This is a genomic window from Streptomyces bambusae (genome assembly GCF_020532645.1).
Lineage (GTDB): Bacteria > Actinomycetota > Actinomycetes > Streptomycetales > Streptomycetaceae > Streptomyces > Streptomyces bambusae.
Genome location: NZ_JAJAUZ010000014.1, coordinates 92,958 through 108,380, shown reverse-complemented (window position 1 = coordinate 108,380; position 15,423 = coordinate 92,958). Strand labels below are relative to the sequence as shown.

Sequence of the window (15,423 nt, the reverse complement as noted above, 5' to 3'; positions counted from 1 at the left end):
GGTCCGGCACGGGGCCGGACCGGCGGACTGCGGCCGGGTCCGGCCGGCACCACGGGGTGCCGGCCGGGCCCGGAGCGGTAACCGGCTATTTGGCGACCGCAAGGGCGGGCTCCGGAACGACCGGTGCCGGCGGCCGGGCGACATGGCCTCGGGAGGCCACGGCGGCCGGGACGGCCAGCACGACGAGGGCGACCATGACGGCCACGAAGGCACCGTCGGCGCCCTTCTCCCCGAGGAACGTCGCCACGGCCGGCGTCGCGCCGCCGAGCACGGCGGTGGTCACGGCGTGCGGCAGGCCCATGCCGATGACCCGCACGTGCGGCGGGAAGACCTCGGAGAGCAGCTTGGGCAGCACGCTGGTGACGGACACCAGGTAGACGACGCCGCTGCCGTAGGCGAGCAGCAGGCTGGCGAAGGTGCCGCGGATGTTCAGGTAGCCGTAGGAGCCGGCGACGGCGAACACGACGGTGACGCCGGCGAGGAAGCGGGTGGCGCCGATCCGGTCGGCGAGCATGCCCAGCGGCACGTTGAGCACCAGCATGGCGCCGACGGCGACCATCACGACCTGGTACATGGTGCCGTCCGGGGCGAGTTCCTGGCCCTTGGCGGGCACCACGGCCGACCAGATGCCGCTGACGGTGGCGATGCCGCCGACGATCACGACGGACAGCAGCACGGGCCGGCGGTGGCTGCGCAGCACCTGGCGCAGCGAGCCGGTGCGGGCGCGGCCGCTGACCTCGCGGCGGAAGACGGCGGTCTCGGCGAGCCGGTTGCGCAGCACCATCAGGACCAGGCCGAAGACCCCGCCGATGAGGAAGGGCACCCGCCAGCCCCAGGCGGCCATGGCCTCGCGGCCGATGGCGGCGGTCAGTCCGGCGCCGATCGCGGAGGCGGTGAGCACGCCCAGACCGGTGGAGGCGGAGAACAGGCTGCCGTAGAGGCACTTGCGCTTCTCGGGGGCCTCCTCCATGAGGTAGGCGGCCGCGGTGGGCCATTCGCCGCCGGCGGATATGCCCTGGCCGATGCGGGCGACGACGAGCAGCAGCGGGGCGAGGATGCCGATGTGCTCGTAGGTGGGGGCCACCCCGATGAGGACGGAGCCGCTGGTCATCAGGACGATGGCGAGCAGCAGGGCGGGGCGGCGGCCGCGGCGGTCGGCGTAGCGGCCGAAGAGGATGCCGCCGACCGGGCGGGCCAGCACGCCGATGCCGAAGGCGGTGAACGCACCGAGCATCGAGGTGACGGGGTTCGACGAGGGGAAGAACTGCGCGGCGAACAAGGGGGCGAACAGGCCGAACGCGAGCATGTCGTAGGACTCGACGGCGTTGCCGATCACGGTCGCGGTGACGGATCGGCGGCTTAATCCCGCGGCTGGGGAGCCGGGTGTGGCGGCGGCTGTCATGAGGTCTCCTGGCTGGTGCGCCGTACGGACGAGGGATCATCGTGCTCGGCGCCGGGGGCCCGCCCAACTCCGAAGGTGCGCACATCGCGCACGGACGGAGAAGGACGGCCCCCCGGACAGCGCAAGGATGGACTCGACAACGCGATCTCCGTGGGCGAAGCCGAGGAGACTGCCGATATGCGCGGATCTTCCGTACCGGGGCTGCGGCGCTGGCTGCACGAGTTCGCCGGCTACGTCTGGCTGCCCGAGGTCAGCGGGGCTGCCTGGCGGGAGCCGCCGGGGACGATGGCGTCGACCGCGGACGGCTCGAAGTTGACGGCGCTGGTCCAGCCGCCGGAGGCGAGCCGGAACCAGAGCGAGCTGGTGATCTCCCCGCAGGGGTGCTCGCCCTCGACGACCTCGTCGCCCTCGGACCAGCCGTCGGCGTCGTAGGACACCCATTCCTCGGGGAGCAGCAGCTGGACGACGGGGCTGTCGAGTGAGGGGCCGGTACGGACGTTGGAGTCCCGCCAGACCGGTCCGGGCGTGCACCGGACGGGGAACTGCGGGGTGTCGTGCTCAGCGGCGGGTGCGGTCCGGTCGGTCAACTCTTCGTTCCTTTCGGTGGGTTCGGGCCGGTCGGGGTGCCAGTCGTGGATGTCGGCGGTGTCGATGTCCTTGCGTCCCTGCGTGCGCATCAAGTCGTCGCGGCGGCGGGCGCCGGCGGCGCCGTCGCCCTGGTCGACGGCGCCCTGGGCGCGGGAGCGCAGGACGACGGCGGAGGTGCGGGGCAGCCGGGCGGCCTGGTACGCGGCGAGGGCGCGGGGCGGGTCGGCGGGGTGGGCGGCGACGGCGCGGGCGAGGACGACGGCGTCCTCCAGGGCCATGTTGGCGCCCTGGCCGAGGGCCGGGACCATCGGGTGGGCGGCGTCGCCGAGCAGCGCGAGCCGGCCGTCGGTCCAGTGCGGGGCGGCGTCGCGGTCGTGGATGTCGGTGACGACGGTGTCCTCGGCGGCGGTGGCGGCGAGCAGCCGGCGGACCGCCTCGTCCCAGTCGGCGGTGGCGGCGCGCAGGTCGGCGAGGGCGGCGGCGGGGCCCTTGGCGGGCCAGGTGCCGGCCGGTGCGGTGATCTTGGCGGTCCAGTAGAGGACGCCGGGGCCGGCGGGCGAGATGAACAGCTGGACGCCGGTGCCGTTGACGACGCGGGCGGGGTGCGGGATCCGCAGGCCGGTGGCGCGGCCGCGGACCGAGGTGTAGCCGCGGTACTGCGGGGGCCCGTCGGCGAGGAGGGCGCGGCGCAGTGCGGAGTGGATTCCGTCGGCGGCGATCAGCAGGTCGCCGTCGACGGCGGTGCCGTCGGCGAGGTGGGCGCGTTCGCCGCCGGGGAGCGGGGTGCGGCCGGTGACGGCGGCGCCGGTGCGGACGGTCGCGCCGGCGGCGGTGGCCTCGTCGTACAGGGCCTGCTGGAGGACGGCGCGCAGGACGGGGATCTGCGGGGTGCCGCGCGCCACGCCCTGGGCGCCGATGGCTTCGGAGGCGAGGATCCGGCCGTGCGGGTCGGTGACCACGCGGGTCTCGTCGGGGCCGGTGAGGTGGCCTTCGGCGCGGATCCGGGCGCCGAGGGCGGGGCTGATGGCGTCGAGGGCGCGGACCCCGTTGGCGTAGAGGACGAGGCCGCCGCCGCCCGTGCCGGTGTGCGGGGCGCGTTCGAGGACGGTGACGCGGGCGCCGGTGCGGGCGAGGGCGGCGGCCGCGGCGAGGCCGCCGATGCCGCCGCCGGCGACGACGGCGTGCGGGCGGTCAGCCACGGCGGTCCCCTTCCGGTGCCGGGCCGGCGAGGAAGCGGCCGTCGTAGGCGCCGTACGCGCCGGTGGCGAGGTCCCACACGGTCCGGCCGGCCCGCAGGGTGCGGGTGATCCGGCCGGTGAACGTCCAGCCTTCGTACGCGGACCAGCCGCACTTGGAGCGGACGTCGGCGGCGGACATCATCCAGGTGGCGCCGGGGTCGAGGAAGGCGAGGTCGGCGTCGGCGCCGGGGGCGATGCGGCCCTTGCCGGGCAGCTCGAACAGGTCGGCGGGCCCGGATCCGAGGCAGCGGGCGAGGAGTTCGGCGGCGCGGTCGGAGTTGTCCTGGCTGCGCCGGCGGCGGCAGAGGCCGGTCCACACGCCGACGGCCAGTTCCTGCACGCCGGGCAGCCCGGGCGGCGAGTCCTGCACGGACCGGGTCTTCTCCTCGATGGTGTGCGGGGCGTGGTCGCTGCCGATGGTGGCCGACTGGGCTTCCCGTACGGCGTCCCAGAGGCGCTCCTGGTCGGTGCGGGAGCGGATGGAGGGGGAGAGGCGGGTGCGGGCGCCGAGGCGGGCGGTGTCCTCGTCGGTGAACGCCAGGTGGTGGCCGGTGACCTCGAAGGAGACGGGCAGTCCGGCGGCGCGGGCGGCGCACACCAGGTCGGCTTCCTCGGCGCTGGACAGGTGCAGGATGTGGGCCTTCGTGCCGTGCCGGCGGACGAGTTCGAGGACCTTGGCGACGGCGACGATGCCGGCGCTGCGGGGGCGGCGGGCCTCGTACTCGCGGTAGCTGCCGGGGGCGCCCCACCAGCCGTCGAGGAGGGAGAAGAGCTCGTCGTCCTCGGCGTGCAGGACGAGCTGCACCCCGCCCTGGGCGGCGGCCGCGAACGCCTTCTCCAGGGTGGCGAAGTCGCGGACGACGTTGGGGGCGGTGTGGTGGCCGGCCATGAAGATCTTGGAGCTGGTGGCGACGGCCGGGTCGAGTTCGGCGAGGAGTTCGGGGCGCTCGGGGTCGAGGCCGATGTGGAAGCGGTGGTCGACGAGGGAGCGGCCGGCGATCTCGTCGGCCTTGGCGAGGAGCAGTTCGGGGCTGTTGGTGGCCGGCCGGGTGTTGGGCATGTCGATGACGGTGGTGAAGCCGCCGGTGACGGCCGCCCGGCTGCCGTGCTCCCAGTCCTCCTTGTGGGTGAGTCCGGGGGTGCGGAAGTGGACGTGGGAGTCGATCAGGCCGGGCAGCACGTACTGGTCGCCGGCGTCGATCCGGGGGGCGGCCGGGGGTGCGGTGTCGGTGTCCTCGACGGCGGTGATCCGCCCGTCGCGGATGTGCACGGCGCCGGGCCGCACCCCGTCGGGGGTGACGATGCGCCGGCCGGTGACGACGAGGTCGGGCGCGGGCCGTCCGGCCTGCGGGGCGTGGTCGGGTGCTGGGTTCAGTTCCATGAGGTCACCGCCAGTTCTCGGCACAGGGGGTTGGCCGGGCCCATCAGGGCGATGCCGCGGGCGTCGGCGAAGAGCCGGGCTGCGGTGTCGTCCCCGAGGTATCCGGTGGAGCCCGTCAGACGGGCGACGTCGAGGCAGATGTCCTCTGCCGTCGTGGAGGCATGCAGCTTGCTGTAGAGGGTGGTCAGGCCGGGGTCGGGGGCGGTGCGGGCGCCGGCCCGTTCGACGAGGGCGCGGGCCGATTCGAGGCGGGCGGCGAGGTCGGCGAGCCGGTGGGACACGGCCGGTTCGGACAGCAGGCCCAGCCGGGCGGCGTGCCGCAGCCCGTGGTCGAGGGCGGCTTCGGCGATGCCGACGGACACGGCGCCGAGGGTGGCGCCGGAGCGCCGGACACCGGCGATGATCTCGGTGGCCGCGCCCTGCGGGCCGAGCCGGCTGTCGTCGCCGACGGCACATTCGGTGAGGCGGACGATGCCGGTGGCGGAGCCGCGCATGCCGAGCAGGCCGGGGCCGGGCTGCGGGGCGATGCCGGGGTTGGCGGCGTCGACGAGGAAGAAGGTCTGGCCGGCGGCCCCGTAGACGGCGGCGGGGGCTTCGGGCTCCCCGGGGGCCGCGTCGGCGGCGGGTGCGCCGGTGCTGACGAGGACGAGGTAGAGGTCGGCGACGCCGGCGCCGGTGGTGAAGGCCTTGGTGCCGTGCAGCACCCAGGAGCCGTCGTCGCGCCGGATTCCGGTGCTGGCGAGGTTGCGTTTGGCGGCGCCGGCGCCGGTCTCGCTCCATGCGGAGGCGGCGAGCACGGTGCCGTCGGCGAGGGCGGGCAGCAGCCGCTGCTTCTGCTCGTCGGTGCCCCATTCGGCGATCCGGGCGCTGACGGCGAAGTGCTGGAACGCGATGATCGCCACGGACGGGTTGTCGGCCGCGATGCGTTCGACGACCCGGTTGACCTGGGCGCCGTCGCCGCCGGCGCCGCCGTGCTCGCGCGGGACGGCGGTGGCCAGCAGGCCCGACTGCCGCAGCAGGCCGAGGACCTCGCGGTCGGGGCGACCGGTGCGGGCGCTCTCCGCCGCCGCCTCGGCGAGGCGGGCCCGCAGCGCCGGCGTGAGGGTGCTGGTCAGGCTGCCGTTGACAGTGCCCGGCACGGGGCGACCTCCTTCGGTTCCCGCCGCAGCGGCGGGGTGAGCTGGACTGTTCCGTGGTAGCTGACGTGCTTGTCCGCGACGCTGGCCCAGGTGAGGGCCGGTCCGTGCGGGCTGTCGCCGGCCGCGGCGGTGACCGCGGTGCGGCCGCCGGGGGTGTGCAGGGCGAGGGCGCCGGCGGTGTGCCCGCTCTCCCGGGCGAGTTCCCAGGGGAGGGTGCCGGGGATGGCGGCGGCGGCGCCGAGGCAGATCGCGCCGGTGAGCGCGAGGGTGGGGTGCCAGGCCGGGACGGAGACGGCGCGGGCCGCGAGGCCGCCGCCGTGGGCCGGGAGCAGGGCCGCGACCTTCGGGAAGGCGCCGGTGAGCGGCAGGCCGAGGCGTCCGGCGGCGGCCAGGCGGATCGCGACCAGCTGCTCGAACAGCCCGTCGCCGGCGGCGAACAGGGCGTCGGGGGTGTCGATGCCGAGGTGCCGGGCGTCGGTGAAGACGTACGGGTTGCCGGCGGACACCAGCGACACCTCGTGCGGCACGCCGCCCACCGTCAGTTTCGTCCGGGGCTCCCCGGCGAGCAGCAGCTCGGTGAAGGGCACCGGGCGGGTCTGGACGAAGCTGACGGTGAAGCGGGCGCCGTCGGGGCCGGTGTCGTCGACGTCGCAGACGACGCTGTCCGCGGTGTTGAGGACCCGGACCCGGATCCGGGCGCCGGCGGCGAGCGGCGGCAGCATGCCGCCCCGGGCCGCGGCGACCACGGCGGCGAGGATCGAGTGGCCGCAGGAGCCGCGCAGGTCGAAGCGGTCGTGGCCGCCGGGCAGGGCCTGCGCGAAGCGGTAGTCGAGGTCGAACATGGGGTGTTCGGCGGGGCGGACCAGGGCCATCTTCAGGACGTGGGCGTGGCCGGTGTCGGCGAGCCGGCCGCGGACGGCGGCGAGGTCGGCGAGGAGGGCGTCCTCGGCGGCGGCGACCGTTCTCGCGTCGAGGACGACGGTGGGGCAGGGGCTGCCCGCGGCGTGGGCGAGGTGTCCGGTCACGCGGCGGCCCCCACGAGCCGGCGGGTGGCGGGCAGGGAAGCCCGCCACACCTCGTGGACGAGCAGCGCCCACAGGGTGAGGGCGGTGGTGTCGTCGGGCGCCTGGGCCTGGCGGCGGAACAGGCCGTCGACGGCGTCGGGGGCGAGCTGCCCGCCGGCGGCGACGGCCGCCGGGTGCAGGGTGTCGCGGGCGTACTCCCACAGCGGGGTGCCGGGCGCGAGCATCGCGGTGACCGGCAGGGTGAACGGCTGCTTGGGCCGCTGCAGGACGCCTGCGGGAAGCAGCCCGTCGGAGGCCGCGTACAGGGTGCGCTTGACCTGGCCGAGGTGGATGCGCAGCCGGTCGGGGAGCCGGCGGCCGAGTGCGACGACGCGCGGCTGGCAGAACGGCAGCCGGGCCTCGACGGAGTGGGCCATGCTGAGGTGGTCGACGCGGCGCAGGTGGTAGGCGGGCAGCCGCTGCCCGAGTTCGAAGTCGGTGATGCGGCGCTGGACGGTGTCCTCGCCGTGCAGCAGGGCGGCCGTGGCCTCCGGCGCGATGACGGGGGTGTCCTGGACGAACGCGCGGTACTCGGGCGTGTAGAGGGTGTGGCGCAGCCGGGCCGGGAGGACGGCGAGGTGGTCGAGGTAGGCGTCGGCCCAGGCGCGCCCGGAGGCGGCGGCGGTGGCGGCGTGCCGCATCCGGTCGTAGCCGCCGAACACCTCGTCGGCGGCGTCGCCGGTGAGCACGGCCTTGAAGCCGGCTGCGCGGACGGCGGCGAACAGGGCGTACGAGCTGAGGGTGATGGGGTCGGCGTTGGGCTGCCCGAGGCTCGCGACGGTGTCCTCGATGAGCTGCGGGAAGGCGGCCGGGTCGATCTCGATCTGGTGGTGGACGGTGCCGGTGTGGTCGGCGACCTCGCGGGCGTAGTGGCGTTCGTCGAAGGGCCAGGTGCCGCGGTAGGCGATGTTGAACGAGTGCAGGGGGCCGCCGTGTTCGGCGGCGAGCGCGGTGATCAGGCTGGAGTCGAGGCCGCCGGAGGTGATGACGGCGACGGGCACGTCGGCCTGGAGCATCCGGGCGACCTCGGCGCGCAGGGTGCGGCGGACGTCGAGGGCGTGGTCCTCCAGGGCGGGGCTGAGCAGCCGGGGGGACGGGGGCGGGGCGGGGGTGCGGGTGGTGGTGCGGGGCAGTTCGCCGAGGACGCAGCTGAGGGTGGTGGCGGGGGCCAGCACGCTGATGCCGTCGTACATGGTGGCGGTGCCGAACGGGGTGCGGGTGGCGAGGTACGCGTCGAGGCCGCGGGGGTCGGCGCGGTGCGGGAGGCCGCCGAAGCCGAGGAGGGCGGGCAGTTCGGAGGCGAAGTGCAGGGAGCGGGCCGCCGGGTCCCACCGGTAGTAGAGCGGCTTCATGCCGATGTGGTCGGTGGCGAGGAGCAGCCGGGGGGCGGCGGCGCGCAGGTCGAGCAGGGCGACGGCGTACATGCCTTCCAGGTGCTCGGTGAAGGCGTCGCCGTACTCCTCGTAGAGGGCGGGCAGGATCGAGCCGTCGCAGCGGTCGGCGAAGGTGTGGCCCTTGCCTTCGAGGGTGCGGCGGAGCTCGTTGTGGTTGTAGATCTCGCCGTTGAAGACGACCTGGACGGGGCCGCCCCGGCCGTAGGGCTGGGCGCCGCCGTCGAGGTCGACGAGGGCGAGGCGGTTGTTGCCCAGGCCCCAGCGGGGAGCGGTCAGCTGACCGGTGCCGTCGGGGCCGCCGTGGCGCTGCAGGGCGGCGACCGTGCGCAGCTCCTGGGCGCCGGCCGTGGCGTTGAAGTATCCGTGGATGCGGCACATGCCAACACGTCTCTCTGTCCGGGGCGGGGAGGGGTCGGTGCGCAGTGCGGGGGGTGCGTGCCCGGTCTTCCGGGTCCGGCGGGGGCGGACCGGACCCGGAAGGCGGGGGTCAGAGGGCGGCGCGGGCGGTGGAGAGGTAGCGCTCGCCGGTGTCGGGGAAGACGGTGACGACGGTGGCGGGCCGGCCGAGGCCGGCGGCGACGTGCCGGCTCGCCCAGGCGGCGGCTCCGGAGGAGATGCCGACGAGCAGGCCGGTGGCGCGGGTGATCTCGTGGGCGGCGGCGGCCGCGGCCTCGTCGGCGACGGGGACGACCTCGTCGATGAGGGCGGTGTCGGTGAGCGCGGAGATGTAGCCGGCGCCGATGCCGGGGATGCCGTGGGGGCCGGGCTCGCCGCCGGACAGGACGGCCGAGCGGGCCGGTTCGACGGCGACGACGCGCAGGTCCGGGAGGCGTTCGCGGAGGTAACGGGCGGTGCCCATGAGGGTGCCGCCGGTGCCGACGCCGCAGACCAGGACGTCGATGTCGCCGCCGGTGGCCTCCCAGATCTCGGGGCCGGTGGTCTCGTAGTGGGCGCGGGTGTTGGCGGGGTTCTCGTCCTGGTGCGGGAGGAACGAGCCGGGCATCGAGCGCTGGAGTTCCTCGGCGTACGCCCAGGCGGCGGGCAGGCCGTCGCGGTGGTCGACGGAGATGACCTCGGCGCCGAGTTCCCGCAGGATCAGCCGGCGTTCCTCGGTGGCGTTGTCGGGCATCACGATGATGCAGCGGTGGCCGCGGGCGGCGCACAGCGCGGCGAGCGAGATGCCGGTGGAGCCGGACGAGCACTCGATGACGGTCCCGCCGCCGCCGGCGGGCAGCAGCCCGGTCTCCTCGGCGTGCCGGAGCATGTAGAGCGCGGGCCGGTCCTTGACGCTGGCGAGCGGGTTGAACAGTTCCAGTTTGGCCAGCAGCCGGCTGCCGTCGGGCAGTCCGGGCAGGTCCACCCGGAGCAGCGGGGTGCCGCCCACCAGGTCGTCGAGCGAGCGGGCCACGCGGTGCGCGGTGGCCGGGCGGTGCGCGGTCTCGGTCGCGGTTGCGGTCATGGTCGTTGTCCCTCCTCGGCGCGGGGCGGCGGGTCAGGCCGCGGCCCGCTCGTGGGCGGCCGTCAGGTGGACGGCGGCGGCCTGCTGGAGATGCGTGATGTCGCTGGAGACGGTGACGAAGGTGAAGCCCTCGTCGAGCCGGCGGGCCGCCTCGGTGCCGGTGAGGCAGTGCATGCCGCAGGCGATGCCGTGCCGGCGGGCGGTGTCGGTGATGGTGCGCAGCGCCTTGTCGAGGGCGGGGGCTGCCTCGGGGTCGCCGAAGTGGCGGGCGCCGAGGGCCACCGACAGGTCGGCGGGTCCCACGTAGACGGCGTCGAGGCCGGGGGTCGCGCAGATCTCCTCGATGTTCTGGAGCGCGGCGGCGGTCTCGATCATCACGATGCAGGCGACGCCTTCGTCGACCTCGGCGGGTACGGAGCCCAGGTGCAGTTCGCCGCGGACCGGGCCGCCGAGGCTGCGGGTGCCGGCCGGCCAGTGCCGGCAGGCCCGTACGGCGGTCCGGGCTTCCTCCGGGGTCTCGACCATGGGGACGATCACGGCGCGGGCGCCGGTGTCGAGGGCGGCGCCGATGGCGGCGGGGTCGACGGCCGGGACGCGGATGACGCCGGCGGAGCGGCGGCGGGCGTCGACGGCGAGCATGGCGGCCTGCCAGCCGGGCTGGTGGAGGACGCCGTGCTGGCCGTCGATGCCGATGTAGTCGTAGCCGAGGGCGGCGATCCGTTCGGTGCCGACGGGGTTGTCGAGGGCGATCCAGTAGCCGACGAGCGGTTCGCGGGCGCGCAGCCGGGCGACGAAGGCCTCGGGGCCGGGGCGGGTCACTCGTCCCCCTCGATGGTGTGGCTGGTGCGGCCGTCGAGGCCGATGGGCAGGTCGCCGTTGATGGAGACCCGGTGCAGGATCCGCTTGTGGCCGTCGTAGTCGTCGACGCCGTAGTGCTGGGTGCTGCGGTTGTCGAAGATCAGGACGTCGCCGGGGCGCCAGGTCCAGCGGGCGGTGTTCTCGGGCCGGCGGACGTAGGACTGGAGGACGTCGAGCAGCGGGCGGGACTCGCGCAGGGTCATGCCGACCAGCCGCTGGGCGAAGCCGCCGAGGAACAGGCTGGGTTCGCCGGACTCGGGGTGGACGCGGACCACGGGGTGGGCGACCTCGTGCCGGTCGGCGAGGAAGGCCTTGCGGACCCGGTCGCCGCGCTCGGTGCCGAGGCGGGGCTGTTCGGCGTGGTTGGTGTGGACGGCCCACAGCCGGTCGGCGACGTCGCGCAGTTCGCGGGGCAGGTCGACGTAGCCGGCGGCGCCGTTCGCGACGAGGGTGTCGCCGCCGTAGGGCGGCAGGACCACGCTGCGCAGGGTGGTGCCGAGCGAGGGCGTGAGGGTGAAGCTGATGTCGGTGTGCCAGTGGTTGGCCCGCTGGTCCTCGCCGTCGATCGGGATGACCTCGGGGGTGCCGTCCAGGGTGCGCATCATCGGGTGCGGCAGGTCGAGGGGGCCGAAGCGGGCGGCGAACGCGAGCTGTTCGGCGTCCGTGATCACCTGGTCCCGGAAGAAGAGCACCTTGTACCGGAGAAAGGCCTCGTTTATCTGGCGGAAGTCGGAATCGGATATCTCCGAGCCGAGATCAATGCCGGTGATTTCCGCACCGATCCTTCCACCGAGCCTGCGTACACCGAAATCGGCCATGCTCCGCATTCCTTCCCGGACACCCAGAGGTTGAACTTTCCATTTCCATGGGGCGCTGAGCACACCAGGGCGCACACGACTTTGGCAAGTGCCGATGAACAGCTACTTGAACAAGTCCAGAGCGAGTTGTTCAAGTCGCAACGGGATGAACGGGGGACTTGTCCGGCCGCCGCGGCGAGCCCACAGTCGGTGAACTCCCATGCAGGCTGGAGGGACGATGAAGTTCCGGGAACTGCACCCGAATATCAGGCTCCGCATCGGCGTCGGCTTCGTGCAACGCCTGCTGGCCGTCATGCTGACCCCGCTGCTCGTCGTCCACCTGGCGAAGCTGTACGGGGCCGCGACCGCCGGCGTCCTCACCGTGATCGTCGCGTTCGCGGCCATCGGCAGCAATTTCCTCGGCGGGCACCTCGCCGACGTGTACGGGCGCCGCCCGCTGCTCGTCCTCGGCGAGCTGGGCGCCACCGCCACCTTCATCCTGCTCGCCGCGGCGAATTCGCCGTGGTGGGAATCCGGACCGGTGACGTTCGTTCTTTTCCTGCTGAACACGTGTCTGGCGAACATCGCCACACCGGCCGCCGACGCGATGATGGTCGACGTCTCCACACCGGAAAACCGACCGCTGGTCTACACGATCAACTACTGGTCCATCAACCTCGCCTTCACTTTCGGCGCCCTGGCCGGCGGCTTCCTGTACGGGGAGTATTTCTTCGGCCTGCTGGCCGGCGCCGCCGTGCTCAGTGCGGCCACCACGTTCGTGTTCTGGCGCTGGGTCTCCGAGACCGCCCCCGAGGGTGCCCGGGAGGCCGCCGCCGGCGTCCCCGCGATGCTGCGCGGCTACCTGTCCGTGGCGAAGGACATGGTCTTCGTCCGGCTGCTGACGGTCGCCGTGCTGACGCGGGCGATCGAGGTGCAGATCGGCTACTACATCGCCGTCCGGCTCGCCGACGAGTTCCCCGTGCAGGAGATCGTGTCGTTCGGCTCGTGGGCGCCGAAGGTCGACGGCGTCGAGATGCTGGGTGTGCTGCGCGCCGTGAACACGGCACTGGTCGTGGGCCTGGCGCTGTTCGCCGGCCGGCTGTTCGGGAAGCTGTCGGACCGGACCCGGCTGTACGCGGGCATCGGCGCGTTCACCGCCGGCTACATGGTCTGGGCGGTGAGCAACTCGGCCTGGCCGCTGATCGTCGCCGCCGTCGTCCTCACCATCGGCGAGCTGGCCAACGTACCCATCAAGCAGGCGATCCTCGCCGACCTGGTGCCGGCCGCCGCCCGCACCAAGTACATGGCCGCGTACGGCCTGAACGCCCGCATCGGGCTGGTCATCGGCTCGGTGTCGGTGGTCGTCGGCGCCGTGCTGCCGGCGGCCGGCATGGCCGTGATCTACGGGCTGTGGGGTCTGGGCGCCGTCCTCATGTACCGCTCCCTGCTGCGGGTCCGCGAGGAGCGGCAGGCCGCCGAGGCCGCCGCCGCCCCCGAGAAGACCGCCGTCTGAGCCCGCACCCCGCCCACGAGCGACCCGCACGAGCGACCCGCGCGATCGACGCGCACGAGCGACCCGCCCACGAGAGAACGGACGGACGAGACATGACAGATCCGCGGGCTCCGCAGCGGCTGCTGATGGTGATGCCCTACCACCAGCTGGTCCGCAAGGCCGTGGCGGCGGGCTTCCGCGTCTGGTCCATCTGGGACCCGGCGCTCCAGGAGCCGGCCTACCTCGACGAGGTCGAGCGCCACAGCGAGCAGCTCCTCCTGGCCGACTTCAGCGACGAGACCGCGCTGCGCGCCCTGATCGCGGAGACCGCGCAGGCGCACGGCGTGGACCTGGTCCTGCACCTGGGCGCCGAGGCGAGCATGCCTCCGGTGTTCGCCGAGGCCGAGGCGCTGGGCCTGTCGCCCAACCCGGCCGCGGCGGTCCGCAGCCTCAACGACAAGGCCGCCATGCGCCGGATGCTGAACGCGGCCGGGCTCTCGCCCGTCGACGCCCGGCGGGCGGCGACCGTCTGCGAGGTCCGGGAGATCCTGCGGGACGCCGTCCTGCCGGTGATCGTGAAGCCGGCGACGCTGGCGGGCAGCCGCGGCGTCGCCCTGATCCGCCGCCCCGAGGACGTCGACGAGTGGGCGGAGCGGGTCTGTACCGGGGCCCTGGCGGGGCCGTACCTCGTCGAGGACTACCTGGAGGGTCCCGAGTTCAGCGTGGAGACGCTGTCGGCGGGCGGCGTCCACACGGTGGTGGGCATCACCGCCAAGCAGACCACCGGCGCGCCCGGGTTCGTCGAGACCGGGCACGTGTTCCCGGCGCCGCTCGCCGCCGCCGACCGGGCCGCGGTCGAGCAGCTGGTGACGGACCTGCTGGACCTGGCCGGCTACGCGTTCGGCCCGGCGCACACCGAGGTGATCCTGACCGCCGCCGGACCGCGGATCGTCGAGTCGCAGGCCCGCCTGGGCGGCGACCGGATCCCGCTGCTCATCCAGACCGCCACCGGCTTCGACATCGAGGCGTGGATCTTCCGCGCGCTGGCCGGCGAGCCGGTCGCGCCGCCCGCCGCCGAGCGGTACGCGGCCATCGAGTTCTTCCGGCTGCCGCCCGGCGTGCTGGCGTCCGTGACGCCGGCCGAGCAGGTGCTGGCCGCGCCCGACGTGCACGCCCTGCACTTCCCGCTGCGCACCGGCGACCGCGTGAAGCCCGTGACCGACTCCGCGACCCGGCACGGCTACGCCGTCGTCGACGCGGCCACGCCCGCCGCGGCAGCCGCCCGGCTGGCCGAGCTCTACCGCACCCTGGCCCCCGTGGTGGCCGAACCCGCCCCCCTGGAAGGAGCGCTCTGTTGACGAACGCCCCCGCCGTGCTGCTGATCGGCGGCACGGACTCCCATCTGGAATACGTGAAGAAGCAGGGCGTGCGCGTCGTGCTGCTCCAGCACCCCGACAAGATCAACGCGTACCAGACGCGCACCGCGGACGTGCTGCTGATGGTCGACTACACCGACTGGGACACGGTGCTGCCGTACGCCGAGACGGCGCGGGCGGTGCACGGCTGCACGAAGGTGCTGTCGCTGACCGAGGGCGGGCTGAGCAACGCGGCCCGCCTCAACGACCACTTCGGGTGGAGCGACGGGCACCGGTACGAGGTCAGCCGCCGGATGCGCGACAAGCTGCTGATGCGCACGCACCTGGAGGCGAACGGCGGGGCGGGCGTGGCGTTCGCCCCGGTGACGGACTTCGCGTCGCTGGCGGCGTTCGGCGAGCGCGCCGGCTACCCGTTCATCGTGAAGCCGACCGACACCACCGCCGGCTTCGGGCTGCTGAAGGCGGCCGGACCGGAGGACCTGCCGCGGGTGTGGCAGCGGATCGAGGGGCTGCTCGGGCAGCGCACGGACCGCGGCTCCACCCTGTTCAAGGTGACCGGCTTCCTCGCGGAGGCGCACATCCCCGGGCCGGAGTTCAGCGTCGAGACGTTCAGCTTCGGCGGCCGGCACGTGGTCCTCGCCGTCACCGAGAAGCTCACCGACGACGAGCACTTCGCCGAGCTGGGCCATGCGCTGCCGGCCCGGCTGGACCCGGACCGGCGGGCCGCGCTGACCGGGGCGGTCACCTCGTTCCTCACCGTCATGGGGGTCACCGACGGCCCCGGCCACACCGAGATCCGGCTCGGCACGGACCGGCCGGTGGTCGTGGAGTCCCACAACCGGCTCGGCGGCGGGCACATCGCGGAGCTGGTCGAGGCGGCGTACGGGATCAACATGTACGCGTACGCGGCCGGCTGGCCGCTGGGCACCGTGCCGGAGCTGCTGTCGGAACCGGTGCCGGCGGCCGCCGCCTGCACCCGCTTCGTGCTCCGCGACCCGGGTACGGTCACGTCCGTGTCGGGCGTCGAGGACGTCGCGGCCCGTTCGGACGTGCTGGCGGTGTCGGTCTCGGTGAAGCCGGGCGACACGGTACGGCCGCTGCGCGACAACTGGGACCGGATCGGGTTCGTCGCGGCGACCGCACCGGACACGGACGCGGCGGTCGCGCTCTGCGAGGACCTGGCCGGCCGGGCGATCCGCGTGGACGTCGCCCCGCAGCGCGGGGAGGGCTGAGGC

At 74.4% G+C, this 15,423-nt stretch carries 12 protein-coding genes; 3 read left to right on the top strand and 9 right to left on the bottom strand.

Going from position 1 to position 15,423, the window contains the following annotated elements; genetic code table 11:
- Positions 1–85: 85 nt before the first annotated feature.
- From LG634_RS12760 to LG634_RS12720, 9 genes are all read right to left on the bottom strand, one after another.
- Positions 86–1,336, bottom strand: a complete 1,251-nt coding sequence (locus LG634_RS12760; RefSeq protein WP_308072463.1) for an MFS transporter — start codon at positions 1,334–1,336, stop codon at positions 86–88.
- Positions 1,337–1,632: 296 nt separating this feature from the next.
- Positions 1,633–3,189, bottom strand: coding sequence for an FAD-dependent oxidoreductase (locus LG634_RS12755; RefSeq protein ID WP_226733873.1), 1,557 nt, complete (start codon positions 3,187–3,189; stop codon positions 1,633–1,635).
- Positions 3,182–4,609, bottom strand: coding sequence for a dihydroorotase (locus LG634_RS12750; protein WP_226733872.1), 1,428 nt, complete (start codon positions 4,607–4,609; stop codon positions 3,182–3,184). The genes LG634_RS12755 and LG634_RS12750 overlap by 8 nt, the downstream gene beginning before the upstream one ends.
- Positions 4,600–5,748 carry an acyl-CoA dehydrogenase family protein gene (locus LG634_RS12745; protein WP_226733871.1) on the bottom strand — a complete coding sequence of 383 codons (1,149 nt, stop codon included), beginning with the start codon at positions 5,746–5,748 and terminating at the stop codon, positions 4,600–4,602. The genes LG634_RS12750 and LG634_RS12745 overlap by 10 nt, the downstream gene beginning before the upstream one ends.
- On the bottom strand, positions 5,721–6,773 hold the full coding sequence (locus tag LG634_RS12740) for a PrpF domain-containing protein (protein WP_226733870.1): 1,053 nt from the start codon (positions 6,771–6,773) through the stop codon (positions 5,721–5,723). The genes LG634_RS12745 and LG634_RS12740 overlap by 28 nt, the downstream gene beginning before the upstream one ends.
- The gene (asnB, locus tag LG634_RS12735; RefSeq protein WP_226733869.1) at positions 6,770–8,584 is read right to left on the bottom strand and encodes an asparagine synthase (glutamine-hydrolyzing); all 1,815 of its coding nucleotides are present in this window, start codon (positions 8,582–8,584) and stop codon (positions 6,770–6,772) included. The genes LG634_RS12740 and asnB overlap by 4 nt, the downstream gene beginning before the upstream one ends.
- Before the next feature lie 109 nt (positions 8,585–8,693).
- Positions 8,694–9,665 carry a PLP-dependent cysteine synthase family protein gene (locus tag LG634_RS12730; protein ID WP_226733868.1) on the bottom strand — a complete coding sequence of 324 codons (972 nt, stop codon included), beginning with the start codon at positions 9,663–9,665 and terminating at the stop codon, positions 8,694–8,696.
- Between the two features lie 33 nt (positions 9,666–9,698).
- Positions 9,699–10,484, bottom strand: a complete 786-nt coding sequence (locus LG634_RS12725; RefSeq protein ID WP_226733867.1) for an HpcH/HpaI aldolase family protein — start codon at positions 10,482–10,484, stop codon at positions 9,699–9,701.
- A complete protein-coding gene (locus tag LG634_RS12720; RefSeq protein ID WP_226733866.1) occupies positions 10,481–11,341 on the bottom strand; it encodes a TauD/TfdA dioxygenase family protein in 861 nt (286 codons plus the stop codon). The genes LG634_RS12725 and LG634_RS12720 overlap by 4 nt, the downstream gene beginning before the upstream one ends.
- A 217-nt stretch (positions 11,342–11,558) precedes the next feature.
- Between LG634_RS12720 and LG634_RS12715 the strand changes: the two genes are divergently transcribed.
- The 3 genes from LG634_RS12715 (at position 11,559) to LG634_RS12705 (ending at position 15,420) form a co-directional block, all read left to right on the top strand.
- Entirely contained in the window at positions 11,559–12,833 is a 1,275-nt protein-coding gene (locus tag LG634_RS12715) for an MFS transporter (protein WP_226733865.1), read from the top strand.
- A gap of 92 nt (positions 12,834–12,925) precedes the next feature.
- A complete protein-coding gene (locus LG634_RS12710; protein WP_226733864.1) occupies positions 12,926–14,170 on the top strand; it encodes an ATP-grasp domain-containing protein in 1,245 nt (414 codons plus the stop codon).
- Positions 14,167–15,420 (top strand): ATP-grasp domain-containing protein, encoded by a 1,254-nt coding sequence (locus tag LG634_RS12705; RefSeq protein WP_226733863.1) that lies wholly within the window; start codon positions 14,167–14,169, stop codon positions 15,418–15,420. Before LG634_RS12710 ends, LG634_RS12705 begins: the two co-directional genes overlap by 4 nt.
- Positions 15,421–15,423: the final 3 nt, after the last annotated feature.